The organism is Streptomyces sp. NPDC027962 (assembly GCF_055566095.1).
Map to the genome: position 1 here is coordinate 1 of NZ_JBVHTA010000025.1, position 25,600 is coordinate 25,600.

Annotated in this window: 19 protein-coding genes and 1 pseudogene; 15 read left to right on the forward strand and 5 right to left on the reverse strand. The window is 70.2% G+C overall.

The genetic code is table 11. The features are described 5' to 3' along the window. The first annotated feature begins 383 nt into the window (after positions 1–383). The 3 genes and pseudogenes from ACZ4SA_RS22680 to ACZ4SA_RS22690 all read left to right on the forward strand — a co-directional run bounded on the left by ACZ4SA_RS22680 (position 384) and on the right by ACZ4SA_RS22690 (position 3,928). Positions 384–1,712 (forward strand): phosphoribosyltransferase family protein, encoded by a 1,329-nt coding sequence (locus ACZ4SA_RS22680; protein WP_468277363.1) that lies wholly within the window; start codon positions 384–386, stop codon positions 1,710–1,712. Between the two features lie 65 nt (positions 1,713–1,777). Continuing rightward, positions 1,778–2,087, forward strand: a pseudogene (locus ACZ4SA_RS22685) (transposase); the annotation flags it as partial. 1,505 nt (positions 2,088–3,592) lie between these two features. After that, complete coding sequence (locus ACZ4SA_RS22690) at positions 3,593–3,928, forward strand: MerR family transcriptional regulator (RefSeq protein ID WP_468277366.1); 336 nt, start codon at positions 3,593–3,595, stop codon at positions 3,926–3,928. Positions 3,929–4,134: 206 nt separating this feature from the next. Here the strand turns inward: ACZ4SA_RS22690 and ACZ4SA_RS22695 are convergent, their stop codons facing one another. Beyond that, on the reverse strand, positions 4,135–4,551 hold the full coding sequence (locus tag ACZ4SA_RS22695; protein ID WP_468277369.1) for a hypothetical protein: 417 nt from the start codon (positions 4,549–4,551) through the stop codon (positions 4,135–4,137). A gap of 502 nt (positions 4,552–5,053) precedes the next feature. Here ACZ4SA_RS22695 and ACZ4SA_RS22700 point away from each other — a divergent pair. The 6 genes from ACZ4SA_RS22700 to ACZ4SA_RS22725 all read left to right on the forward strand — a co-directional run bounded on the left by ACZ4SA_RS22700 (position 5,054) and on the right by ACZ4SA_RS22725 (position 9,013). After that, positions 5,054–5,350, forward strand: coding sequence for a hemolysin III family protein (locus ACZ4SA_RS22700; RefSeq protein ID WP_468277372.1), 297 nt, complete (start codon positions 5,054–5,056; stop codon positions 5,348–5,350). Between the two features lie 58 nt (positions 5,351–5,408). Next, a complete protein-coding gene (locus ACZ4SA_RS22705; RefSeq protein WP_468277374.1) occupies positions 5,409–5,741 on the forward strand; it encodes a hemolysin III family protein in 333 nt (110 codons plus the stop codon). A 414-nt stretch (positions 5,742–6,155) separates the two neighbouring features. Further along, positions 6,156–6,359 (forward strand): cold-shock protein, encoded by a 204-nt coding sequence (locus tag ACZ4SA_RS22710; protein ID WP_468277376.1) that lies wholly within the window; start codon positions 6,156–6,158, stop codon positions 6,357–6,359. Positions 6,360–6,685: 326 nt separating this feature from the next. Then, positions 6,686–8,197 carry a DEAD/DEAH box helicase gene (locus tag ACZ4SA_RS22715; protein ID WP_468277378.1) on the forward strand — a complete coding sequence of 504 codons (1,512 nt, stop codon included), beginning with the start codon at positions 6,686–6,688 and terminating at the stop codon, positions 8,195–8,197. 46 nt (positions 8,198–8,243) lie between these two features. Then, positions 8,244–8,648, forward strand: coding sequence for a CBS domain-containing protein (locus ACZ4SA_RS22720; RefSeq protein WP_468277381.1), 405 nt, complete (start codon positions 8,244–8,246; stop codon positions 8,646–8,648). Between the two features lie 53 nt (positions 8,649–8,701). Beyond that, a complete protein-coding gene (locus tag ACZ4SA_RS22725) occupies positions 8,702–9,013 on the forward strand; it encodes an SCO5918 family protein (protein WP_468277384.1) in 312 nt (103 codons plus the stop codon). 1,311 nt (positions 9,014–10,324) lie between these two features. Here the strand turns inward: ACZ4SA_RS22725 and ACZ4SA_RS22730 are convergent. Continuing rightward, entirely contained in the window at positions 10,325–10,486 is a 162-nt protein-coding gene (locus ACZ4SA_RS22730; protein ID WP_468277386.1) for a hypothetical protein, read from the reverse strand. A 373-nt stretch (positions 10,487–10,859) separates the two neighbouring features. Here ACZ4SA_RS22730 and ACZ4SA_RS22735 point away from each other — a divergent pair, with 373 nt between their 5' ends. The 4 genes from ACZ4SA_RS22735 to ACZ4SA_RS22750 are packed head-to-tail and all read left to right on the forward strand — an operon-like array spanning position 10,860 to position 19,312. Beyond that, complete coding sequence (locus ACZ4SA_RS22735; protein WP_468277389.1) at positions 10,860–12,458, forward strand: TIGR02677 family protein; 1,599 nt, start codon at positions 10,860–10,862, stop codon at positions 12,456–12,458. Continuing rightward, complete coding sequence (locus ACZ4SA_RS22740; RefSeq protein ID WP_468277392.1) at positions 12,455–13,942, forward strand: TIGR02678 family protein; 1,488 nt, start codon at positions 12,455–12,457, stop codon at positions 13,940–13,942. The genes ACZ4SA_RS22735 and ACZ4SA_RS22740 overlap by 4 nt, the downstream gene beginning before the upstream one ends. After that, positions 13,939–18,048, forward strand: coding sequence for a TIGR02680 family protein (locus tag ACZ4SA_RS22745; protein WP_468277394.1), 4,110 nt, complete (start codon positions 13,939–13,941; stop codon positions 18,046–18,048). Before ACZ4SA_RS22740 ends, ACZ4SA_RS22745 begins: the two co-directional genes overlap by 4 nt. Further along, the gene (locus tag ACZ4SA_RS22750; protein WP_468277396.1) at positions 18,038–19,312 is read left to right on the forward strand and encodes a TIGR02679 family protein; all 1,275 of its coding nucleotides are present in this window, start codon (positions 18,038–18,040) and stop codon (positions 19,310–19,312) included. Before ACZ4SA_RS22745 ends, ACZ4SA_RS22750 begins: the two co-directional genes overlap by 11 nt. A gap of 149 nt (positions 19,313–19,461) precedes the next feature. Here the strand turns inward: ACZ4SA_RS22750 and ACZ4SA_RS22755 are convergent, their stop codons facing one another. Continuing rightward, positions 19,462–22,035: a polysaccharide lyase family 8 super-sandwich domain-containing protein gene (locus ACZ4SA_RS22755; RefSeq protein WP_468277398.1), complete on the reverse strand. Its 2,574-nt coding sequence runs from the start codon at positions 22,033–22,035 to the stop codon at positions 19,462–19,464. Between the two features lie 137 nt (positions 22,036–22,172). Here ACZ4SA_RS22755 and ACZ4SA_RS22760 point away from each other — a divergent pair, with 137 nt between their 5' ends. Both ACZ4SA_RS22760 and ACZ4SA_RS22765 read left to right on the forward strand, forming a co-directional pair. After that, positions 22,173–22,400 carry a hypothetical protein gene (locus ACZ4SA_RS22760; RefSeq protein WP_468277400.1) on the forward strand — a complete coding sequence of 76 codons (228 nt, stop codon included), beginning with the start codon at positions 22,173–22,175 and terminating at the stop codon, positions 22,398–22,400. 174 nt (positions 22,401–22,574) lie between these two features. Then, positions 22,575–23,015, forward strand: a complete 441-nt coding sequence (locus tag ACZ4SA_RS22765) for a hypothetical protein (protein ID WP_468277402.1) — start codon at positions 22,575–22,577, stop codon at positions 23,013–23,015. Positions 23,016–23,081: 66 nt separating this feature from the next. Here the strand turns inward: ACZ4SA_RS22765 and ACZ4SA_RS22770 are convergent, their stop codons facing one another. Further along, positions 23,082–24,767 (reverse strand): bifunctional 3'-5' exonuclease/DNA polymerase, encoded by a 1,686-nt coding sequence (locus tag ACZ4SA_RS22770; RefSeq protein WP_468277404.1) that lies wholly within the window; start codon positions 24,765–24,767, stop codon positions 23,082–23,084. 220 nt (positions 24,768–24,987) lie between these two features. Then, positions 24,988–25,548 carry a sugar O-acetyltransferase gene (locus tag ACZ4SA_RS22775; RefSeq protein WP_468277407.1) on the reverse strand — a complete coding sequence of 187 codons (561 nt, stop codon included), beginning with the start codon at positions 25,546–25,548 and terminating at the stop codon, positions 24,988–24,990. Between the last annotated feature and the right edge of the window lie 52 nt (positions 25,549–25,600).

A 25,600-nucleotide genomic window follows, 5' to 3' on the forward strand; every position in this document is an offset into this window, starting at 1 on the left:
ACCGACGACCCCGGACACCCGGCGACCCCACGGCCACCGGGCGTCCAGTACTGCCCACACCGACCCTGACCTGCTGCTATTTACGCGTCAGAGGCTCCAAGGTCCTTCGTGAGAGATTGCGGAGGGCCTTTTTGTGTGCCTGATGGGAACACCCTGGGAACATTGGATGCGACGCTTATTCTTTTATGTGCCGTTTCGCTCTGAGTGGACGTTTGCGCTGGCCGATGATCTGGGTTTCGCGAGGCAGGAGCCGATGCAGCGCAGCGGTGAAGGCGCCGTTAAGCCCGGTGGCATCGGTGAGATCTGTCAGCAACGGCCGCCCGGCGCGCACAACGGGCAGTCGGGACTCGAGGGCCTCACCTCACCTCACCCGGGAGGCGACCATGTACTTCACAGACCGAACCGACGCGGGCCGGCGACTCGCCGCCCGGCTGCACCACCTCAAGGGCCAAGACCTGGTGGTTGTGGGACTTCCCCGCGGCGGCGTCCCGGTCGCTGCGCAGATCGCAGAGGCCCTGGGCGCTCCGCTCGACGTCTGTCTCGTACGCAAGCTGGGGGTGCCCTTCCAGCCGGAGCTGGCCATGGGCGCCATTGGCGAGGAAGGCGTGCGCGTCGTCAATGAACCGGTGGTGCGGGGCATGGGTGTGACGGACCGTCATCTGGCGGCGGTGGAGGAACACGAGCGCGGCGTCCTGGAGCAGCGCGCCCGCCGCTATCGGGGCGAGCGGCAGCCGGCCCGGTACGAGGGACAGACGGTTCTGGTGGTGGACGACGGTCTGGCGACCGGCTCCACGGCACTGGCGGCCTGCCGGATTGCGCGCGCCCGCGGCGCGTCGCGGATCGTGCTGGCGGTTCCCGTGGCGCCGCACGACTGGTCGGCCCGCCTCGGGGGCGAGGCGGACGAAGGCATCTGCCTGCACACCCCCCGGCAGTTCCACGCGATCGGTGAGTTCTACGCGGACTTCGGGCAGACGAGCGACGAGGAGGTCATCGCCTGCCTGGAGCACAACCGCGTGGCGCACGCCACGTCCGACGCGCCGCCGGCCGCGGGCAGCGCCTCCCCGGAGCACGATTTCCTGCCCTATGGCAGGTCGGTCCGGATACCGGCCGGAGGCGCTGCGCTCGACGGGCGGCTCACGGTGCCCCGCGGTGCCCCCGGGGTCGTCCTCTTCGCCCACGGCAGCGGCAGCAGCAGGAAGAGCCCGCGCAACCGCTTCGTCGCCACCAGGCTGAACCGCGCCGGTCTGGGCACCCTTCTGTTCGATCTGCTCACCGAGGCCGAGGCGGTGAACCGGGACAACGTGTTCGACACGGCGCTGCTCGCCCGCCGCCTGACCCAGGCGACCGAATGGCTGCGTGAGCAGCCCGAAACCCAGGGCATGGAGTTCGGCTACTTCGGTGCCAGCACAGGCGCCGCCGCCGCGCTGTGGGCCGCGGCGGAGCCCGCCGCGGACGTCACGGCAGTCGTCTCCCGCGGAGGCAGGCCGGACCTGGCCGGCCCCAGGCTGCCGGAGGTGAAGGCTCCGACGCTGCTCATCGTCGGGGGCCGCGACCACCTGGTGCTGGACCTCAACCGGCAGGCCGCGGCGCGCCTGAGCTGCGAGCATCAGCTGGCCATCGTCCCCGGTGCCACTCATCTCTTCGAGGAACCCGGCACCCTGGAATCGGTCACCGAGCTGGCCACGGTCTGGTTCAGCAGGCACCTGGCCTAGTGCTTCGTTTCCTCTGCTGATCTTGCCTGGTCGGGGGCATGGTGGTCGGTATGAAGCTCGGGTAGGTGGAACGGCTCCGGGGTGAGCTATCGGAGTCCGTTGCGGATGTGTTTGCCTCGCTCCCGCGGCGGGATCAGCGCCGGTGGGGCAGGCGCTATCTGCGGGGCCTGATGCTGGATGGCGGGCGCAAGTCGATCCAGCCGATGGCCGAGCGGCTGCCGGACGGGAACAGGCAGGCCCTGTCAGCAGTTCGTGAACCAGTCGCCGTGGGATCCCATGCCAGTGCGGCGGCGGATCGCCGAGCCTCTGACCGAGGCGATCACGCTTGAGGTGTGGGTGGTCGACGACGTGTCGTTCCCTAAAGTGGCACGTTTGCGCCGCCTGATAATCCCGGGTGCCGTCGGGGTAGCCCGTGAGGCCAGTCACGCCACTTGTAGTTCTCGAGCTTCGCGTCCTGAGGGCAGCGCGGTGCCCAGCAGCTTTTCCGGCAGTCTCACGAGCCGTCAGCGGCCTTCTGTCTCACAAGGCATGTCATTTCCTCGGTCTCCGAGTGGTGTGTCGCGGGGTACTTGACGCCTTGTTCTGGCCTCGTCATCCGGCGCACCGTGTTGGCTCCGGAGGAGCCCGGCAGCAACTGGCTGCGCATACGTGGTGCTGTGGCGGAAGCCGGGGGGCTTTGTGTTCTGGCGATCACTGCGGCCGTGGGTTGTACTGATTGGCGTATCTGCTGGGGGTGCGGCTGCGGTGCTGGCCAGGAGTGCCTGGCAGTGATCGCTTCCCACGCTCGTGGTGATCGTTTCCCAGTCCGCTGTTCAGGCTGGGGCCTCAGCAACTTGCAGAATCGGCAGCCTCGGCTGCGATCGGATGTACGAGACCTTCGAGGAAATCCCGGGTGCTCTCGCGTGCGCCGGCGACGGATGTCGCGGAGCGGACGGTTGCGACGTTGACGCTCATCGTGTCCATCAGGTCACCCTGGTCTCCGTCGTCAACGCCGGTCCTGTCTGCCCCGGGCTTCTGCCCCGGCCTGCGGCCCGTTAACCCGTCGGCAGTGACGGCCTTGCGCCTGCCCTCGTCGCTGTTCGAGGTCGATTACCTCACCGTCGAACACTCGGAAATCTATGTCGGCCGGAGTAGACATTGGGTGGTGGTGTGGTTATGGTTTCTCTCGTAGCCCAGAGAGACAGCAGGGCCTGGCAGAGACGAACTGCCGGGCAGCAGTAACCGCAGTTGTAGTTTGCAGGACGGTGCGGTGGTGGAGTTCCGAAGCCAGGGTTGTTGCAGGACGGCGACGGGACTGACGACCGGACCGGGTGGCCCGCAGTGATCAGGGGCCGCCGTGAGCAAGACCGCAGTTAACGCAAGTGCAGTACCCGTAAGTGCAGTTCGCAGTACCCAGCAGTGAAGTCAGTGAGCAGCACCTCGGTGAAGGCGTCGGCTGCGGACGCGCGCACCGGGAAGTTCGGCAGTGGCGTTCCAAGCCAGAGCAGACGCAGGACGGGCGACGGGGCTGGCTGCCGAAGAGTGGTGCTGTCGCAGGCCACTGAGCAGTTCGCATCACCAGCAGTACGCAGTAGAGCAGTACCAGCAGTACGCAGTCCCCCGTTTGGTAAGCAGTTGATCACCGAGGAAGAACGGAGGAGCCCCGCGCCATCAGGATCGCCCGGGCGGAAGTCTTGAGCCCGGGTACCGCAGGACATCGATAGTGAGGTGGTCTTCGGTCAAGCAACCGCGATCCCCGCATTCCCCGTCCTCTCCCGGGTGGGCATGCGGACACAGGAGGCCGGCGCAGTACCAGGGCCGGCAGATGGTGTAGCAGTTCCTTCGGGGCCCTGGTGCCATATGGCACCAGGGCCCCTCCACACGTTCCACAGAGAGGTGCGATGACAGCAGACGACTCGTTCGGCCGTCTCGATGACGACGACTACCCCGCCTACACGATGGGCCGGGCCGCCGAGATGCTCGGCACCACCCAGGGCTTCCTCCGCGCCATCGGAGAAGCCCGCCTCATCACCCCACTGCGCTCCGAGGGCGGCCACCGCCGCTACTCCCGCTACCAACTGCGCATCGCCGCCCGCGCCCGCGAACTCGTCGACCAGGGCACCCCCATCGAGGCCGCCTGCCGCATCATCATCCTCGAAGACCAGCTCGAAGAAGCCCAGCGCATCAACGCCGAATACCGCCGCACCGCGGAATCAGCGAAACCGCCCGTGGCTTGAGGCAGCGCGCCCGCCTTCGCCAACGTTTACGGCGTGGGCGTTCTGCTGTGCCGTGCCACAGGAACCAAGGCGATCACCTCTGCCTCCCGCACGTTGCGGGAGGCGTACATCGGCTGGCAGGCATGAGACATGGCTACGGGAACGGTGAAGTGGTTCAACGAGGACAAGAGCTTCAGCTTCATCGCGCAGGACGGCGGAACAGACGTTCAGACACTCGTCCAGGCTTCGAGGAAGGCTTTCCGTCCAGCGGGATCGTCCGACCTGCCGTCGGCGTGCAGGACGCGCCAGGCAGTGAGTTCGAGATCTCGGAGCCATAGTTCTCCGATGACCTGTGTCTTGAGGCCGGGAAGATGATCGGACTCGGCGAGGGCTTGACCGATCACCTCCCCGGCCGCGACGCGTTGGGGCGGGGTCATCTCATCGACAGCCGAGAGGATCTGTCGGGCCAGGGCGGTTCCTTCGCCTGCCAGGGATTGCAGCACCTCAGCCTTCATGTTGGCAGGTAGCAGGTAGGCGGTGCCCGAGGACCTCCACAGTTCCAACCAGAAGTGCTCACCTGCCGCGGTGGGGGCAGGAAGCGCGGCCAGCAGCCCGAGGAGATGGCCGATGGCCGCCGTAGCCACCGGAGTGAGCAGCTGCGACGACTGCGATGCCGGCTACGCGCTCCACATCGAGATGGCTGGCTTCGAGGTCTGGAGCCAGACCCAACTGGTGTTCCAACTGGTCTGTGAGGGGGCGGATACGTGGGGGCGGATTTCAGGAAGCATCGGCGATCCTTGCGGGTAGGCGAGCAGTGGTGCCCGTTCGGAAGCCCGGATCTTTCCCAGGATCGGCCGGTCTACTCGGCCTCGGGGGCCCATCGGCGGGACCAAGGGGGCCGGAGTCCGCACGGCGGAGAGACAGTCCAGGCCCGGCGACTTGGGCCTGGATTTCGGGCCGGCCTCTCGAAAGGGCTGTCCTGTGAGGTCTCTTAGCGTGAGCGCATGATTGCCAGTGACGCCGAGGAGTCCGGGGGAGGGCGGGAAGCCATGTGCCGTGACGCCGCTGAGGTCGAATGTGGCCACGTCGCCTCAGAGCGTGGAGAACACCGCGAAGTCGGTCTGGCCCCCGGGCCACGATGTGACGATGCAGGAGAAAAGGGTCACTCGGTTGCCCGCTCTGGTGGAGCAGGCGGCCGACCTGGCAGAACCGATCAAGCCGAGGTTGCGTGGCTGGCTCCATGCCGGAATGGTCCCCACCGCGCTGATCGCAGGCATCGTACTCATCTGCCTGGCCGGCACCCCGCAGGCGACTTGGGCCTGCGCCGTGTACGCGGTCACCGCCTGGCTGCTGTTCGCAACGAGCGCCATCTACCACCGCGGCACCTGGGGACCGCTCGGCGAAGCCCTTCTGCGACGTCTGGACCACGCCAACATTTCCTGATCATCGCCGGCACCTGCACCCCCTGGCTGTGCTTCTCCTGCCGCCGGACCAGAGGTCCATGCTGCTGTGGATCGTATGGACGGGCGCATTGGCCGGCATCGCGTTCCGGGTCCTGTGGGTCGGAGCTCCGCGCTGGTTGTACACCCCGTGCTACCTGGCCCTGGGGTGGGCACCGGTGCGCTACCTGCCCGACTTCCTGCATGCCGGCGGAGCGGCCGTACTCAGCCTGATCGTGGCCGGCGGTCTCCCCTACAGCGCGGGCGCAGTCGTCTACGCCCTCCAGCGCCCCGACTTCTCACCCCGCTGGTTCGGCTTTCACGAGGTGTTCCACGCGCTGACCGTGGCAGCCTTCACCGCGCACTACATCGCCATCTTCCTGAGCATCTCCTGACCGCGCCCCCGATCTGTGTCGAGACCGGCTACGGGCCGACGCCGGGCGGGATGGTGCCACCGGAACAGTTGTGCCCTCCGAGCCGTGAGCAGCGCCCGCCTTTCCTGAAACGCTACGGTCCGGGTGGGGCAATATCTATGACCGCGAGATGAGGGTTTAACGCGCAGTGCGGGGAGTGTTTTTATGGCAACCAACGAAGTGGAGACATTTACCGTACATGGGCCGCTACCTCATGCTACTGTCGATCTCAGTTGCAGTTGTGGTTCCCAAAACTTTCGAGCTCCTTCGCCGGAATTTCCCGGCAATCTGGAAGCTTTTTGTATTGCCGGTCTTTTTCCGGACGGGGCATCATCGCGGCGACCCGGTATCCGCACATCGCGAATCCCGGCGTACTGCCCCCAAAGGAGATATGGCATGGCGTCAGGCACAGTGAAGTGGTTCAACGCGGCCAAGGGCTTCGGCTTCATCGAGCAGGACGGTGGGGGCGCCGACGTGTTCGCCCACTTCTCGAACATCGCCGCCCAAGGCCTCCGCGAGCTGCTCGAAGGCCAGAAGGTCACCTTCGACATCGCGACGGGCCAGAAGGGCCCTACGGCCGAGAACATCGTTCCCGCCTGACGCTGACGCGGACTTCGTAGCTGGGGCCCGCATCCCTCGGGGTGCGGGCCCCAGCTACGGACATTTTCCACAGGGGTGTCACCTGTGGGACAACACTGCCCGCAGCCCCATCCTCAGGGATGCGTGCCTTCCGGAGCTGTACCGGTCGACGTCCGGGATTTCACGTCCATATGACGTCATCTATTTCATAGCTTGCCTCCCGCACCGGATTCACTGCAAGCCACATTCCTCTTTCGTATTTCCATTCGGTTCGTTCTTGTGATTCCCCGCGCTGCTCTTTCGCTGCGGGAATTCCTTGATACGCGCCGTATCAAGGAAGGTTCTCGATGAACCCCACACGTACGAACGGCCGTTCCTCCCGCCCCCGCCGGACCGAGGACCCCGCTTTCGGGTCCGGCGCCGGTTCGAGGCGGGGCGCCCGCTTGGGCTCGCCCGCCCCGACCCGTTCCGGCGCTCCGGTCCGCTCGGGCGGCCACGGCCGGCGGCCCGCCGCGGTCCAGGGGGAGTTCGCCCTGCCGAAGACGATCACTCCGGCGCTGCCCGCGGTCGAGGCGTTCGCCGACCTCGACCTGCCCGCCCAACTGCTGGCCACACTGACCGCGCAAGGCTTGAGCGTCCCCTTCCCGATCCAGGGTGCGACTCTGCCCAACACCCTCGCGGGACGCGATGCCCTGGGACGCGGGCGCACTGGCTCCGGCAAGACCCTCGCCTTCGGCCTGGCCCTGCTGGCACGCACCGCCGGGCATCGCGCCGAGCCCCGCCAGCCGCTGGCCCTGATCCTCGTGCCGACGCGCGAGCTGGCCCAGCAGGTGACCGGCGCACTCACCCCCTACGCCCGCTCGGTGAAGCTGCGCCTGGCCACCGTCGTCGGCGGAATGTCGATCGGCAGGCAGACCAATGCTCTGCGGGGCGGCGCCGAGGTCGTCGTCGCGACGCCGGGCCGCCTCAAGGACCTCATCGACCGCGGCGACTGCCGACTCAATCAGGTCGCGATCACCGTCCTGGACGAGGCCGACCAGATGGCCGACATGGGCTTCATGCCCCAGGTCACCGCACTCCTGGACCAGGTCCGCCCCGAGGGCCAGCGGATGCTGTTCTCCGCCACCCTCGACCGCAACGTCGACCGCCTGGTCCGCCGCTACCTCACCGACCCCGTCGTCCACTCCGTCGACCCGTCCGCGGGCGCGGTCACCACGATGGAGCACCACGTGCTGCACGTCCACGGCGCCGACAAGCACCGGACGGCCACCGAGATCGCGGCCCGCGAAGGCAGGGTGATCATGTTCCTGGATACCAAGCACGCCGTCGACCGGCTGACACAAGACCTGCTGAACAGCGGGGTGCGGGCCGCCGCCCTGCACGGCGGCAAGTCGCAGCCCCAACGCACCCGGACCCTGGCCCAGTTCAAGACCGGACACGTCACCGTGCTTGTGGCCACGAACGTCGCCGCCCGCGGCATCCACGTCGACGACCTCGACCTCGTCGTCAATATCGACCCGCCGACCGACCACAAGGACTACCTCCACCGCGGCGGCCGTACCGCGCGGGCCGGGGAGTCCGGCAGCGTCGTCACCTTGGTCACCCCCAACCAGCGCCGGGACATGACCCGCCTCATGACAGCGGCCGGCATCGTGCCCCAGACCACCCAGGTCCGCTCCGGCGAAGAGGCACTCAGCCAGATCACCGGCGCCCAGACCCCCTCCGGCATCCCGGTGACGATCACCGCGCCAGTAGTCGAGCGGCGTCAGCGCAGCGCGTCCTCACGCGGCCGACGCAGCCCCGCTTCGGCGGCCCGGCGCATGACAGCGCGGCAGACCTCCTTCGACGCGGCGGCCTAGAACCTTCGTGATCAGGAAACTGGCCCACCACTGCAGGAGGCACCTTTTGACGCTGGTTCAGATGCAGCCCCGCTCGATGAGTGCCACCCCCGTGCACAGGACGGCGGCCGACGCCATGGACACCGGCGGACCGCAGGTCTGCGACGACATGACCGTCGAGGTCGCCCTGTCCGTCATGGACAGCGCCCGCACCGGACACCTCCTCGTCTGCGACAACGACGGCCTGTGCACCGGACTTCTCACCCAGGCCGAGCTCACCGCGGCCCGTGACAGCTCCGCGTACACGGACCGGGTCCAGCTGCGCGACATCCTCGGTGACCGAGGGCCGTTCCCCCCTCCCCTGACCACCCTGGCCGAAGCCGAGCACACGATGCGTTACAGCCGGCTCAATGCCCTGCCTGTGGTCGACGAACACGGCAGCACTCTGGGCGTCCTCGCCCTTGCTCGCTGAACCGCCTCAACCGTGCAGAACCATCCCCCTTCGGTCCTCTCCTGTGAGGCATCATGCGCTGTGTCATCGCCCGCTTCCCGTTCGACCTCACCAAGAGCGGCGTCCTGGAGTCGATGAAGGGCGTCAAGCCCGAGCAGGCTTCCGGCGAGTCCGTGATCATCGGCCGCCGCACCTACCCCGTCAAGCAGGTCGGCCAGGTCGTCACGCGCCAGGACCGCCGCGACTTCAGCGCCGGCGAAGTCCTCCGGGCCATGACCCAGCTCGGCTTCACCTGCCGCGGCCTTCCCAAGGCCGCCATGTCCAAGCGCGTCCTCAACCCGTTCCAACAGGCTTCCGCGATGCTCGGCGCCCCCGCGGCAGCCTGACCGACGGGCAGGCGCGAGCCGCCACCAAAGCAGCGATGAGGGTCCGACCGGAATACGCCGGTCGGACCTTCACCGCGTACCGAAGCATTCTCGGCGCGACAGTTGGTCAGCGGTCGGAGTAGCTGAAGTCGCCGATGGTCCAGGCACTGACGCCCTCGATCGCCACGCGGTACATCCCGCCCGTCTCCGGGATCCCCACCGCGCCCTCGCGGGCAGCCGCCCCTTCCGCGGCACATTGACGTCGCCGCTCCGAACGTGGCTCCTGTGGCACCCGCCACAACTCTCGTATGCGCACGCCAAGCTACCGGTGCGCGGCTGACCTGCGAACGGTCACTGGCTCGACCTCGGGCGCAGGGGAAGCGAGCCCGTGTTCATCTCGATGCCGGTGCGAAGCTCACCAGTTCGGCCCCCACTCCGACCAGCGACGCTGCCGCTCAGCACGTTCCTGGGGTCGACGCACGGGAACGGATGGGAACCTGGTGGGAACGGAAGGATCGGGAACGATGCTGCAAGGCCGAGCGAGGGCGGCCACCCGCACTCACCCTGACCTGCAACGTTCCCGAGAATCAGGTCATGCTGATCAAGATCGTGATGATCAAGTGCTGACTCGTAATACGTAGGTCTCGGGTTCGAATCCCGAAGGCGGCTCCATTCTTACCCAGGTCAGGCAGTGTCTGGCCTGGGCTTTTGTGTTCCCGTGCTGACTGCCCGTCAGGTCGCGCGACGGTGGGACGGGCAGGGGGGCGCGAGGGGAGCGCATTGAAATCCTTGGATCACGACCATGTCCGCGTGGATGAGTTCCATGTCTGTGTGATGGCCGCACCTGAACCACCCGGGGTTCGGTGGGCCCCGCCCTCTCCGGGGTGAGGCCACGGCACGGTGCGGCCCCTACCGAGAGCTGACGTGCTTCTTCGCGAGTCGGGATCGCCACGCCCAGCTGGTGAGCCCCCAACGGCGAGGGAGACGATGATGGCACCCCAGTCGATGACGTGGGGGAGGCTGGGAAAGAAGGCGAAGAAGGCGAGGACTGCGGCCGCGCCGACGAGGAAAGCGATGATGCCGGCGCGGCGTCGCTAGGTTTCCCAGTCGGGGTCTTGCTGACTGCTCATGTGCGGCTCACTTCGTGATGTGGTGACACTGGCTGACCCGGCGGACACCGTTGATGTTCAGGTGGGCGCATGCCTTGCCGTAGTGCGGAAGCTTCTGCGGTGTGTTGTTCCGCATCGGGTCGGTCTTGCACTCGGTGTGGGTCTTGCCGCGGGAGGTGCGGTACGTCTTGTTGCCGGTGTTCGCGTAGGTGAAGTCGATCCGTCAGTTGCAGAAGCCGGCGTTGAGGGCTCCGACGAATCCCCGGTCGACGCCAGCGTTCTGGTAGGTGATGTCCTTGCCCTCGCCGCGGATGATGTGGCTGAACATGCAGCCGGTGGGGACCTTCATGGTGACGCCACCGACTTGGTAATCGAAGCTGGCCACGGGTGTGGACCCGATGGCCGTGGCGTGCGCCTGTGCCGGGGCTAAGAGTGCGAGTACGGATGCCGCGGCGACAGCTGTCGTGGTTCCGGCCACCTGTGCACGAACTTTCGCAGGTGTCCCGGTCGGCCAGTAGGTACACCGGGGTGCCCGTCTGCGAGTACGCGCTCGGTTTCTCTTCCCGGTCGCGTTTGAGGTGTCGGTTGCAGAGCCGTCCAGCGGCAGGGGGGAAGGGTCGGGGCGGGCGCGTAGTTTACCTGCGCTGATGGATTCGTTGAGCAGGTTTTTCCCAGCCGGGGTCCGCGCGGCAGACTGGGATCGGGCCCGGCATCGTCCCGTCGGTTCCGCCCCGTCTACGAGGAAGCCGCTGACGCCCGTGAGTGACGATTCCCTGGCCCCGCCCCCGGCTGTGCCGGCAGGCTCTGTGCCCCCGGGCTCCGTGCCTCCGGGTCCGACGCCTCCGGAGGACGGAGACGAGGATGCTTTCGGGATCGACGCCTTCACCCTCGACGACCGGCTGCGGCTCTTCCACTTCGCGGCTGCAGAGAAGCGTCACGAGTACCTGTGGCTGCTGCGTGCCTTCGAGAGGGGCCGGGCCAACTACCAGGTGCTGCTGCATGCTTCCGACGCAGCCGCCCTGGTGGGCAGGCTGGTCGCGGACCATCCAGGGGCGGCCGTGGGCGACGTACAGCCGCTGCTGGACGCGCTCGCCGAGTGGCGGGTCCTGGACCGCAGTTACGACGGGACGCGGGCGGCGAACCTGGCGGAGTACCGCAACCGGCACTACGTGTACCAGTTCACCCAGGCCGGATACCGGGCCTACCGGGCGGTGGAGGACGTGCTCGGCGCCGCCCTGGAGGACGCGCAGCTCTCGCGGCTCGTCTTCCCCGACATTCTCGCCGACTTGACCGCGCTCGCCGAAGCGAACGCCGCGGGCGACGCCGAGGAGGTCTATCGGAAGCTGGGCCGCCTGGACTCCGTGCTGAACGAGATGGCGCAGCGGGCTGCCCGCTTCTATCTGATGCTCGGCGACCTGGCGCGGACCAATGACACCCGGCCCGAGGTGTTCCTCGCGCACAAGGACGCGCTGCTCGCGCACATGCGGGAGTTCACCGCCGAACTCGGGCGCTACGCCCCGCTGCTCGCCGAGGGGGTGGAGAAGGCCGCGGCCAGCGGCGTGGACCGGATGGTCGAGTACGCCGCGGAGGCCGACGAGCGGCTCTTCCGGACCCCGGCCGCCCGTCTGGATGACTGGCGGCAGCGGTGGGGCGGCATCGTGCACTGGTTCGGGAAGCGTGAGCACAGCGAGGCCGAGCGGCTGCAGGACGCCACGGTCACCGCGATCCGCTCGGTCCTCGCGCTGCTGAGGCGGGTCACCGAAGCGCGGCGCGGCGGAGTCAGCCGGGAGAGCCAGCTGCGCCACCTCGCCCAGTGGTTCACCTCATGTGTCAGCGACGACGACGCGCACGCCCTGTTCCAGGCGGTGTTCGGGCTCGGTGCGCCCCGGCACATCGCCGTCCCCTATCCGGACCCCGAGCTGATTCCCGGGCGTACCTCGTGGTGGGAGGCCGAGCCGGTGGAGCTGGCCCGCACCCTGGTGCAGTCAGGCCGCACCCCTGCCCTCAAGGGGCCGGGACGGATCGAGCGCAACGACCCCGAGCGGGCCCGGCTGCGGGCCGCGCAGATCAAGGAGCAGGCCGAGCGCCGGGGGGCGGCTGTCTCGCTGGCCCGCGACGGCGCGTACGGCAGGGTCCTGGACGAGGCCGAGACCCGCGCGTTGCTCTCCCTGATGGACGTGGCGCTGGCCGCGCGGGTGCCGGTCACCCGGGGTGTCGCGGGGCCGACGGCCTCCGGCTCGGCGCACGGGGTGCGGATCACCCTCCTTCCGACGGGGCCCGGCGAGGCGTTCACCACGGTGCGCACTGTGCGTGGCGACCTGCACCTGGACGGACTGCGCCTGGAGGTCACCGGATGAGCACCCGCGTCGCCGAGAACGTATCGGCCCTGGAACTGGCCGATTACCAGAAGGCCGTACGTCTCGTGCTGCGGCATCCGCTCATCACGCCGGTGCACCCGGACGGCGGCGCGCTCGCGACCGTGCGGCGCTGGGCCGAGCAGTTGCGTACCGATCTGATGGAGGTGCTCGGCTACCGGCTGATCACCACCGCCGACACCGCCCGCCTCCAGCGCGCCCAGGACCAACTGGACCCCACCCGGCCTGCGCTCAGCCGGTCCGGTCGCCCCTTCGACCGGCGCCGCTATGCCTACCTCGCCCTCGCCTTGGCCGCGCTGGGCCGGCACGGCGCGCAGGTTGCGCTCGGTGAACTCGCCGACGCCGTCGCCGCGGACGCCGCCCGCATCGACGGGCTCGGCCTGGACACCGGCCGCAAGCACGACCGCGACGCCTTCGTCGACGCCGTCAGCTGGCTCACCGAACGCGGCGCGCTGCGACTGGCCGACGGCTCGGCCACCTCCTGGGTCTCCGATCCGGAGCGGGCCGAGGCGCTGTACGACATCGACCGGGAGGTGCTCACCGCCGTCCACCAGCCCACCCGCGTCCTCCAGCACGTCACGTCGGTGACTGCGCTCCTTGACTCGGCGGGTGCACGGAGCCTGTCCGAGGGGCGGCGGGCCCAGCGGCTTTCCGCGTCCCGGCGGGCGAGGCGCCTGGTCCTGGAGCACCCGGTCGCCTACTACGCCGACGCCGACCCCGAGCTGACCGGCCAGTTGCGTGCCCCCGCGCTCGCCGAGGACCTCACCCGCCTCACCGGCCTCACTGTCGAGCGGCGCGCGGAGGGCATCGCCCTGGTGGACACCTCGGGACGCCTCTCCGCTACGCGGTTCCCCGGCGGCGGCACCGTCGCGCAGGCCGCTCTGCTGCTCGGGGCGCGGATCAGTCAGGCCGCGGCGCGCACCGGGCGGCACGCGCTCGAGTCGCTGCCCGCGCCGAGTGCCGCCGAACGCCTCGCGGACCGTGCCGGCCGGATCGACCTCGCTCTCCCCATACAGGGTGTGTTCGAGCAGGCCACGGCGGACCGGGAAGACACGGAGGACTCGACGCAGGAGGAGACGGACGGGGAGAACGAGGCGCACCACGCCCGGGATATCCGTTACCCCTTCGTCACCACCTCCTGGCTGCGCGCCCGGACCAAGGAGATCACCGAGCAGTACGGTGCCGGGTTCGCCGCCGACCTGCGCGGCGACCCCGACCGGCTCCTCGACCAGGCCTTGGACCTGCTGGCCGCCATGTCGCTCGTCGTGCGGGTGGTGGGCGGGGTTCTCGCGCTGCCGCTGCTGGCCCGTTACCGCGGGGTGACGGCTGAGGTGAAGGCGCGCCCCCGCGTTCGTACCACCCGGAGCCCCGGAAGCCCCGCGAGCCCCAGGAGTGCCGGAAGTTCCGAAGCAGAGGCCCCCGACGCCCTGTTCCCCGCAGACGACGTGAAGGACCCTGTCCAGTGAGCACCCCACCCACAGACCTCCAGCCCCGGTTCGTTCCCACTCGTGCCGGGATCGTCAACCTGTGGGACTACCGCGACGAGGAGTTCTCCTTCGCCGGCGGTTGGCTGGTGCTGCGCGGCCCCAACGGATCCGGCAAGACCAAGGCCCTCGAAGTTCTCTTCCCGTTCGTCCTGGACGGGCGGATCGACCCCAAGCGGCTCAACCCGTTCGCCGCCGAGGACCGCACCATGAAGTCCAACCTGCTCTTTCGCGGGCAGGAGGGCGCGCTCGGCTACGTATGGATCGAGTTCACCCACCGCACCACCGGACAGGCCGTCACCTGCGGCATCGGCCTGCACGCCCAGAAGCACCGGGACACGCCCGCCCGCTGGCACTTCGTCGCCGACGGCCGCATCGGCGAGGACTTCTCACTGCTCACCGACGACGACCGGCCGCTGACGAAGAAGCAGCTGGCAGCCGAATTCGCCCCGTTGAGCGCCGAGGTGATCGCCTCGGCCACGGACTACCGGGCCGCTGTCGACCAGCGCCTGTTCGGCCTCGGCCGGGAGCGTTACGAACAGCTGCTCACCCTCATCCTCACGCTGCGCCGCCCGCAGCTCGCCAAGAACCTCGACCCGGCCAAGCTCTCCGACACGCTCACCGAAGGCCTGCGGCCGCTGGACGAGGACCTGATCGGTGAGGCCGCCCGCTCCTTCGACGACATGGAGTCCGTGCAGCGCACCCTGGAGGGCCTGGTCGCCGCCGACGAGGCCACCGGATCCTTCCTTGCCGCGTACTCGACGTACCTGCGGGTCAACGCCCGCGTCGCGGCCGACAGGCTCAGCGCCCGGCGGGCCGAGAGCGGCGATCGCGAACGCGCCCTCGCCGCGTCGGAAACGGAGCTCGGCGAGGCCCGCGAGCAGCGCGAGGCGGCCGGAGCACGGGCCGACGAGGCCGAGGCCGCGCTCGCCGCGCTGCGCGCCCGCCTTGAACAGCTGCGTTCCTCGGCCGCCTACCAGGCCGTCGAGCAACTCGCCGATCTGGAACGCCTGGTGCGCACCTGCGAACAGACAGCCCGGCAGGCCACCGCCGAGCACGAACGCCGCACCGCCGCCACCGGCCGGGGCCGCGCCGAGGCCGAACGCGCCGGGCAGCTGGCCGCCGAACTCGCCACCGCCGTCAGCGCCTCGGCCGCCGCCCTCGCCGACCACGCGCACCGCGCCGGCATCCCCTGGACCCCTGCCGACGCCGTCCCCTCCGCTCTTGCCGAACGCGCCGCGGCGTGCGCCGTCGCCCGCCACGAAGGCGTACGGGCGGTACGGGCCGCCGCGGCAGACCTGCGCGACACCGAGCGTGGCCGGGACGCGGCCCTCGCCGGACAGGAGCGCGCCCAGGAGGCCGCCCGGGCCGCCGAGACGGAGGAGCGAGCGGCCCAGGACATGCTCAGCGCCGCCCACACGCGGGCCCGGGAGGAACTCGGGCGGTGGCAGGACCAGTACGGGCAGCTGCTGCCCGAAGGCACCGCCGAACTGCTCGCGCGGGCCCTCGATGCCGCCGCCGAACCGGATGGCCCGGAAGCCGGCACCTCCGCACTCACCGACCTGTTCACCGACGCCACCGCCCCCGCTGTCCAGGGCCTGCGAGACCGGCTCGCCGCCCTGCGCGGCGAGCTCGGCGTACTGGAGGCCCGCCGGGCCGAGACCGAGGCCGAGCGGACACGGATCGCCGCCGAACACGACGACGCACCGCCTGCCCCCCGCGGCCGCACCGCCGACCGTGACAGCCTGGAAGGCGCTCTCCCCCTGTGGCGGCTGGTCGACTTCGCCAACGGCCTTGACGACACGGAACGCGCGGGTGTGGAGGCGGCCCTGGAGGCCTCCGGCCTGCTCGACGCGCTCGTCACCGCCGATGAGCCCCCCACCGGTGACGGCGACGGATACCTGCGCGCCACCGCCCCCGTCGACGGTCCGAGCCTCGCCGACCTGCTGCGCCCCGAGACCGGTACGGCCATCCCGACCGCCCGGACCACCGCCGTACTCAGGTCGGTCGCCGTCGCCGACACGGCGGGCGCGGCCACCGCCGTCTGCCCGGACGGCCGCTACGCCGCCGGAATCCTCATCGGCTCCCACAGCAAACCGCACGCCGAGTACGTCGGAGCCACCGCCCGGATGCGCCGCCGCGCTGCGCGCATCGCTGCCTGCGAGGCCATCCTGTCCGAACTGGCCTTCCAGCTGGAGGAGTTGACGCAGACCAGGTCCCGCTGCGAGCAGAGTCTTCAGGAATACGACACCGCCCGCGCCGCCCTGCCCCGCACTGCCGCCCTCGCTCCGCACCTGCGCGCCCTGGACCGCGCCGTCGCCTCCCTGCGAGCCACTCGCACGGCCGCCGATGCCGCCCAGTCCGTCTACGACGAGACGCAGGCCGCCTGCGCGGTTGCCGCACGCGTCCTGCACCGCGCCGAGTCCGAGCATGGCGTGACCGCCCAGGACGCCGACGGCACCGAGTCCGCCACTCGCGCCTTCGAACGGGAGGCGGGCGAACTGGCCACCCGGCGTCGAGAGCACACCCGGCAGACCGAGACCGCCGCCGCCGCCGCGGACCGGCTCACGGCCGCCGCCGAGGACGAGGTGGCCGCCGCCGGGGCCGAACGCGCCGCTCGTCGTCGCCACGCCGAGGAGGCCGCCGGGCTTCAGGCGCTGCGCGAGACCGTCGGGGCCGAAGCGCAGCAGGTCATGGCCCGCGTGGAGGAGACCGAGAGCAACTTGCAGACCGCCGCGCGGGAGACGGACGCCGCCCGCAGTCTCAAGGATGAGGCGATCGGCCGCTTGGCCGCCGCCGAGGCTCGCCGCACCGCCGCCGCCGAAGCGCTGCGGGTCGCGGCCACCGAGCAGAAGGACACCGCCCGCGGTCTGGCCCCGTACGCGGCCCGCGAACTCCTCGACCTCCTGCGCTGCCCGCCCGGCCTGGCCTGGCCCGCCCAGGAGGCCGACTGGACGGCTGAGCGTCTGCCGCCCGCCGCCGTCACCGTCCACGAGGCGATCCTGACCGCCACCCGTGAACTCGCGCCCACCGAGTCCAGCGTCAAGCAGTCCGTCACCCGCCTCACCACGGCCCTGGAGGACCTGCACGCCCATCTCGCCGCCGCCGGGCAGGACTACCAGCCCGCCTGGGACAGCTCCAGCGGCGTCATCACCGTCACGGTCGCTGACGAACAGGGCCCGCTGCCCATCGCCTCCTTCGCTGAAAAGATCGCCTCCCACCGCCGTGACCAGGCCGAACTCCTCTCCGACTCCGAGCAGCGCATCCTCGAGGACGCCCTCCTCACTCGCCTCGCCCAACAGATCCACGACCGCACCGTCGACGCCCGCGACCTGATCCGCCGCATGAACACCGACATGCGCGAGCGCCGCATGTCCTCGGGCACCACGGTCGGCGTCAGCTGGCTGCTCGCCGACGGCCTCGACGACGAACAGCGCGCCGTCTGCGCCCTCCTGGACGCCGACGCCGCCCGCCTCGGCCCCGAGAAGCTGGCCCGTATGCGCACCCACTTCGCCGCGCAGATCAAGAACGCCCGCGCCCGGCAGCGCGAGACCCCCTACCGGCAACTGCTCGCCGAGGTCCTGGACTACCGGCGCTGGCGCCAGTTCGCCTTCCAGCTCGTACGCCCCGGCGGCGCCGAGGAACGTCTCACCCGGGCCCGGCACAGCCGCCTCTCCGGCGGCGAGCAGTCCGTCTCCCTGCACCTGCCGCTGTTCGCCGCCGCCCACGCCATGCTCAACTCCGCGCACCCCGACGCCCCGCGCCTGCTCGCCCTCGACGAGGCGTTCGCCGGCGTCGACGACACCGGGCGCGGCGAACTCATGTCACTGGCCGCCCAGTTCGACCTCGACCTGTTCATGACCGGGTACGACCTGTGGGCCGTGCACAGCGCGGTGCGTGCCGCCGCCCACTACGACCTCGCGCACTCCGCCGTCGACCACACCGTCTCCGCGCTCTTGCTCCTGTGGGACGGCGAACGCCTGCACGCCGACGACAGCGGCACCCTCGGCAGCATGCTCGGCTCACCGGGCACCCGCTCCGTAGGCCGGCAGGACCGGTGGGAACAGGAGGCCCGGCTTGTCGACTGACCAGCCGTCCCCGCCGGCGTACACCGAGCTCCACGAAGAAGGCTGGCGCCGCCTGCTCGCCGCCGCCCGCCGCCGCTTGGAGCGCACCGGCGGCGTCCTCGACGGGGACATCGGCCTCACCGCCCCCACCGAAGCCGAACGCCGCACCGTCATCGGCATCACCGGCCGCTATCGCCCCGAAACCGTCAAGCGCCTCACCGTCCCCCTCGCCGACCTCGACGCCTACCTGCACGGACGCTACGGAACCGGCCTGCTCAAGACCCTGGGCCGGCTGCACGGACCCCTGCGCGACCGGCCGGCCGAGCGCGCCGACGAGGCGTCCGCCCGCGCCCAGGCCCTTGAAGCCGCCCACGCCTCACCCCTCGCCGCCCTGGACTGGTACCGGGCCTGGCTGGAGCAGATCGCAGCAGACGGCACTCTCACCCGCCTCCTGCGGCGCGGCGACGGCGCCCTGCTCCAGGCGGCCGTCCGCGTCCTGGAGAAACTCCCCGGGGTGTGCGGCGACGCGGATCGGGGCCTGCTCCCGCTGCCCGTCCTCGCGGAGTGGGCCACCGGAGACACCAAGGCCCTGCTGCCGGGCGGCCCCCTCGAACAGCTCGTCTTGCGCGCCATCGTCCTGCGCGCCACGGCAGGCGGAGCCGAACCGGGTCGTGTTCCCCGTGACCGGGCCGGACGCCGCACCCTGTGGGAGAGCGCCGGAGTCGTCGCCGACGATCTCGCCAGTCAGGTCCTCGTCCTCAACATCGGTGCCCGCGGTGACGATGTGGTGTGCGACTGGTTGCGCGACGCCACAGGCTTTGGCATCCCTTTCCGCCTCACCCTCCACCAGCTGACGGCCGCCGACGTCGTCCCCGCCGCCCGCGAGATCCACATCTGCGAGAACCCGGCCGTACTGCGCGCGGCAGCCGCCGAGTTCGAAGAGCGCACGGCGGCCCTGGTCTGCACCGAAGGAATGCCCTCCGCCGCCTGCCACAAGCTCCTCGCCGCCGCCGCGCGGTCCGGCGCCCGCCTGCACTGGCGCGCCGACTTCGACTGGACCGGCCTGCGTATCACCGCCGCCGCCGTGGAGCGCCATGGCGCCCGGCCCTGGCGCATGAGCACCGCCGACTACCGCAGAGCCCTGGCTGGAGGCGAGTCCACTACGCTGACCGGACCGCCCGCCGCCAGCCCCTGGGACCCCGCCCTCGCTTCCGCCCTGAGCGAGTCGGGCCAGGCGGTCATGGAGGAACGACTGCTGCCCGAACTCCTCTCGGACCTCGGCTGATGAGCTTGGTACCGGCGGCGTGCCGGCAAAGCCGTCTCGTAATGCGTAGGTCTCGGGTTCGAATCCCGAAGGCGGCTCCGCCGGAAGCCGGGTCGGACTTTGTCCGGCCCGGATTTTCTCATGTCGTGGGGGCAGCCCACGTGGCACCGTCAGCACAGTGTGGCCGTGAAGCTTCGTCCGTGGGCCTGATGGGTTGTGACGTCGATGCGGGTGCCGCCGGGGATGCGGCGGGTGCTGACCGCGTCGTCCGTCGACAGCGGTTTCAGGGTCCGGCCGTGGAGCGTGACCGAGATCGTGGGGCGTTCCATCGTCGGGTCGGACACGGCGATCGACACGGTGCCGGCCCGGGACCTTCGCAGGATCACGGAGGCCGGGCCGTCGATCGAGAGACGCTCGGTGTGGTGTGTGCCGGGCGCGAACGTGTTGGCCGCGACGAGGCCCAGGCGCACATGCTTGACGGCCTGGACACGCGGAGTGTTGGCCAGGACGGACAGTGGGCCCCGGGCGTAGGACCGGAGGCGGTGCTCGGAGGCGTTCGGTACGAGAGCGTGGGCCATCGAGGTCAGGGGTTCGGCGGGTGCCTGGTCGCGCGAGAGGGTGAAGAGCTGTTTGGTCACCGGGGTGTCCGGGTTGGACAGGCGCACGACGCGGCGGCTGCGGGTCACGGTGTCCAGCGCGACGGTGGGCTGCCGGCCGGAGAGAAAGACGTATCCGACGGCGGTCTTCCGGTCGGTGTTGGCGTAGCGAAGCCAGGACAGCGGGGCGGTGCCGGTGCCGGACCAGGGTGTGCCGTCGCGGAGTTGGCCGGCGAGGGTGACGGTCTCCGACACGTCGGCGATACGGGCGTCGATCGTGCTGGTGACCGCCCGGCCCGCCGGGTCGCCGACTCCCGCGGCGAGGACGACGATCTCCTCGTCGAGCAGGAACCACGACTTCGTGGCACGGGCGCCCCGGTAGGCGACGAAGTCGGCCGGCAGGATGCCGGCCTCTTTCGCGGCGTAGGCGACGTCGTCGCCGAGAACCAGCCCCACCGCACCGTAGGCGCCGAGGACGGCGCCGCCCGACAGAGTGTTGGTGCTGCGGGGGAAGTAGACGTAGGTGTTCTGCGACTCGGACGACGAGGTGAAGCCGCGCTCCGGGTTGTCGTACCAGAGCGTGCCGTAGAGCTCGGGGACGGTGCGGCGCTCCTCCACGGGGGCGGTGACGCCGGCGAGGCGGTGGGGCGGGACAGCGGTGTAGTAGTCGACGCCGAAGGCCTCGCGCTGGTCCTCGCCGGAGAGATACAGACAGTGGGCGCCGTCGCCCTGGAACCAGGGCATCAGGTTCTCGCCGCTCATGTACTCGTACTTGCTGATCCGCTGTGAGCTGCGGGCCAGGGCGAAGGCGTAGCCGGGGCGTCGGTGGACGGTCCTGTCCATGGCGTTGAAGGCGACGGTGCACTCGGCGGCGGCAAGGTCCTTCGGCGGGGCGGTCGAGGCGAGGATGTCGGCGTGGCGGGCGACGCTGACGGGGGAGACGAAGCGCGTCGGGTCGATCGCCGTCCTGGAGGTCTGCCGCACGTACTTGACGTAACCCTCGAGCGCTTCGGCGTCCGCGCCGGTCGCGTACCCGGAGAGGTCGACGACTGCTTCGACCACAGCGGCGACATCGGCGTATCCGGTCGTCGTCCGGGACACGCTCCGCCCCTTGACGATCTCCATCATCCAGCCTTCGAAGATCAGCGGTGCGAAGCCGCCGGCCAGCCAGCCCTGCACGACACCGACGAGGTCGTCCCCGGGGACATAGGCCGTGCCGTCGAGGATCTTCACAGTCTGAACGACACGGGTGAGGAGGCCCTTGCCGTAGGAGCCGGTGTAGGCGACGGACGAATGCTGGATGAACGAACCGTCGGCATAGAAGCCGTCGGTGACGCCGTGTCGGAGGTCGTACGGGTTGATTGTCGCGAAGACGGTCAGTTGGTCGGCGACGGCCTTTTCGACGCGGGCGTCGTTGCCGAGGGCAGCACCTTGGAGGATGCGGTTCGTCGTGATGTCGGCGAGGTTGGCGCCGGTGTGGAAGCGCGAGTCGAGGTCGACGTCCCCGTCCTTGCCGTTGCGGAGATAGGCGTCCATCGAGGCGACGTAGGCGGCGGGGAGTTCGGGGCGGTACGCGGCGAGAGCGTCCTTGAGCAGCACGAGGATCCTGCTGACGTGGGCGGAGATGCCGATCTCCCAGTGGAACCAGTTGCCGTAGTACCCCTTCGACTGGTCGCCGTAGTAGTCGTCGTGGAGGCGGACCAGGCCGTCGATGACCCGGCGTTGGACGGTGACGTCGCCGCGGAGGTCCGACGCCTCGGGGCCGGGAGTGCGGGTGGCGAGGGCCATCTCGTAGAGGTTCTGGAACGACTTGCTCAGGTTCGGGTCACTCGTGCCGAGCGGAACGCCCCTGAAGAGCTCGTCCGGTCCTGCGCCGTCCATCGCGGCGAGGTGGGCCCGCGCCGTCGACTCGATCGACGCGAGTTTCGCGCGGACCTCGGGACGGGCGTTGGACCCGGTGGTGCCCGCGAAGATCGCGACGGTGTTGCCGATCAGTACGGCGTGATCGGAGGCGCCGCCCGCCGCCGTCGCGTCACCGGCGGCGGCCGGAGCCGACCGGGATGCTGCCCGAGCTCGTAGGGGCTCTGCCACAGCCAGCAGCGTGGCGGCGGGAATCATGGACAGCACGGATCGACGCGAGAACTCCACCTGAACGCTCCAAGGTTCGGCCGGAAAGCGCTTGCAGCCAGACAAGCAACGGTGTCTCCGTGATGTCAACGGCCTCGTGGCAGGCAGCGGTGTCGGCCGGGTAGCCGTGGGCACGGCCGGCGGCGCACGCTGGAGGCATGGCCGGGAACCCGCCGATCGTCGTCCACCGGATCTCCGCCTCCGGCGGCCGGCGCGTCACCGTGCGCGGGCGGATCATGGGGCTCGCGCACTCCGACCACGATGTGCTGAAGCTGGTGGAACAGGCAGGAATCAGCGGCAACGAGGACCTCCTGGCAGATCCGACCCTGGTGGAGTGGGCGGGCGGCCGGCCGCACCAGTACCAGCCACTGGAGCTGCTGCCCTGACGGGTGGCCGGAGTGGCTGCCCTGACCGGTGGCCGGAGCTGCTGCCGTGACCCGTGGCCGGAGCGGCTGCCGGGCCACGAAGCGAGGTCGCGTTGTCAGTGGGCTCGGTTGCTCACGGCCGAGGCGTGGCCGGCGTTGGGCGCGGCACTGGGCGAGGAGCCCAAGGAAAAGCCAGTGGCGGACCCGGCGAGCGGCACCGGGGTGGACGAGATCCTTGCCGCCTTGCTCCCCAAGGGTCTGAAGGTCGTCGAGAAGCAGGGCGACCCGGGTTACGGCTTCGTCGTCGCCGACGACGGCAAGGGCGGAAGCATGATCGGGGTCGACGCCCAGTCCGGTATGCAGGACATCACCGACATCTTCACCGGCGAGGGCACAACCCTCCCGGACGGCACGCTGGTCATGGTGAAGAAGGAGAACGACCCCGACCAGAAGGGAGGCGAGGGCGTGGTCAACTGGACAGTTGACACGCTGCGCCCGGACGGTTTCCGGGTCGTGATGACAGCGCTCAACGCGCCCGGATACGGGCAGGACGCCGGCCGTGCCGAGCCAGTTCTGACGATCGAGCAGATGAAGGCAGTCGTCCTCGACAAGAAGTGGCGCACAGCCGCCCAGTGAGACGCGCCGGCACGCTCTGAGCGCGCCGCCCGGACCGCCGCACCCGCCCGGGACACTGCACGGGCCTCACTTGGCGTCCGAGTAGCGCTCCACCACCGCGATCGTGAACGGGAACCGCACCGGAGTGTCCCCGAAGGCGATCCGCCCGGCCAGTTCACCGGCCGAGCGGATCGCCTCCGCCACGTCCTCGGCCTCCTCGGCGGGACAGTGCACGATCACCTCGTCGTGCTGGAAGAACACCAGCTGCGCGCGGCGCCCAGCGGTCGCCTGCCGCAGCGCCGCGAGCATCAGCAGGGCCCAGTCCGCGGCACTGCCCTGCACCACGAAGTTCCGGGTGAAGCGGCCCCGCGCCCTGGCGTTCGTCGAGGCATAGCCCGGGACGAACTCGTCCTCCGCCGAAGGCTGTTCGAGCGCATCCTGCGGGATGCCCGCCTCGTCGTCGTCGCCCGCACCGGCCGCCCGCGGGCTGGTGCGTCCCAGCCAGGTCCGTACGAGCCGGCCTTCCTCCCCAGCCTTCGCGGCGTCGTCCACATAGGCCACGGCACGGGGGAACCTGCGCCGGAGCGCGGCCAGGTTCTTCAGACCGTCGCCCGAGGTCTGGCCGTAGATCGCCCCGAGCAGCGCGATTTTCGCGTGGTCGCGGTCGCCGGAGAAGGCCCGGTCGGACAGGGCGGTGTAGAGGTCGCCGTCGTGTCCGGCCACCTCCATCAGACCTGGGTCCCGCGAGATCGCGGCGAGCACGCGTGGTTCCATCTGGTCGGCATCGGCGACGACGAGCCGCCAGCCCTCGTCCGCGACGACGGCGCGCCGGATCACCTTCGGGATCTGAAGTGCCCCGCCGCCGTTGGTGGTCCAGCGGCCGGAGACGGTGCCGCCGGGCACGTACTCGGGGCGGAACCGGCCGTCCCGTACCCAGTCCTGCAGCCAGCTCCAGCCGTGCGCCGTCCAGATGCGGTACAGCTTCTTGTACTCGATCAGCGGCTGCACGGCCGGATGGTCGATGCCGGCCAGCTCCCAGCGGCGCGTCGAGCGCACCTTGATCCCGGCCTGTGTGAACGCCTTCACCACGTCCGCCGGCAGGTCGGGCCGCACGCGTCGGCCGAAGGCCGCCGACACCTCGTCCGCGAGTTCCGCCAGCCGCCGTGGCTCACCGCCGCCCGCGTACCGCTCACCGAGCAGCTCGTGCAGCACCTCGCGGTGCACGTCCGCCCGCCACGGCAGACCCGCGCGGTTCATCTCGGTGGCCACCAGCATCCCCGCGGACTCGGCGGCCGTCAGCAGACGCATCCGGACGGGGTGCTCGGCGGCCGTGTGTCTTCGCTGCTGATCGGCGTAGACCTCCAGCAGCGCCTCCAGCGGCACAGGGACCGGTTGCGGTTCGAAGAGGGAGGACTGCGAGCCCGGTTCGGCCGCGCGGGCCGGGGGATCGGGCGGTACGGGAGCGTTGTGCAGCCGCGCCCACGCCGCTGCCGCGGAACGGGGCTCGCCGAGCCGTCCCTCGTGCCCGAGCAGCAGCAGCTCGGCGTCCTCGATGTCGTAGCACCGCTCGACCCGGACGCCGGCTGCCAGCAGTCCCGGATAGATCTCGGCGGTGGACCGCCACACCCACCGGCCGACCTCCGGGCGGGACCGCACGGCCCGGACCAGATCCGGCTCGTCCAGCACCGGCCTCGCGGGCAGGCCGTCGGAGCCGAGGGGGACGAGTCGCGCTCCGCCCCCTTCAGCCGCCTCCACAGCCCACCGTTCGCCCATGAGATCGAGTGTCGCAGCCGGGTCCGACATTGATACTCGTAGCGGGTTCCGGTGGTCGTGGCTCAGGGTCTGACTGATGTCCTGCTGGGCTGTCCTGCGACTGTTCAGTCGCGGGGCGGGAGCCGAGCGTCACCGGACATGTGTGCGGGAGCTGAGTGCCACCACACATGTGCGGGGGCAGCCGGCCGACCTGCTGAGCGGAGGCCCCGTGTGCGGCCCGTCAGGGTGAGAGGGCTCGGACGACGCGGGCCGGGTTGCCGACGGCGAGCACGCCGGGAGGCAGGTCCTTGGTGACCACCGAGCCAGCCCCGACGACCGTGTTCGCGCCGATGGCGACACCGGGGCAGACGATCACGCCGCCGCCGAGCCACACGTTGTCGCCGATCGTGATCGGGGCCGCCCTCTCCCAGCCGGCCCGGCGGCGCTCGGCGTCCATCTCGTGGGTGGGGGTGAGGAGTTGGACCCCGGGTCCGATCTGGGTGTCGGCACCGACCGTGATGGGCGCCGCGTCGAGGAAGACCGCGTTGAAGTTGACGAACGTACGGTCCCCGATGCGGATGTGGTAGCCGTAGTCGCACTGGAACGGCGGCCGGATGCGCACGTCCTTGCCGAGCGAGCCGAGGAGTTCGCCGAGGATCGTCGCCCGGTCGGCGGGTGCGGCGCCGCCGTTCGCGTTGTAGGCGGCGCACAGTTCGAAGCGGCGTCGGGTATCGGTGGCCAACTCCTCGTCATCGGGGAGGTACCACTCGCCGGCCGACATCCGGTCCTTGTTCTCGCCCATTCATTCGGTCCTTCCTCTGGCCCGCGTTCCGTAGGATCGATCCTTCTACGCA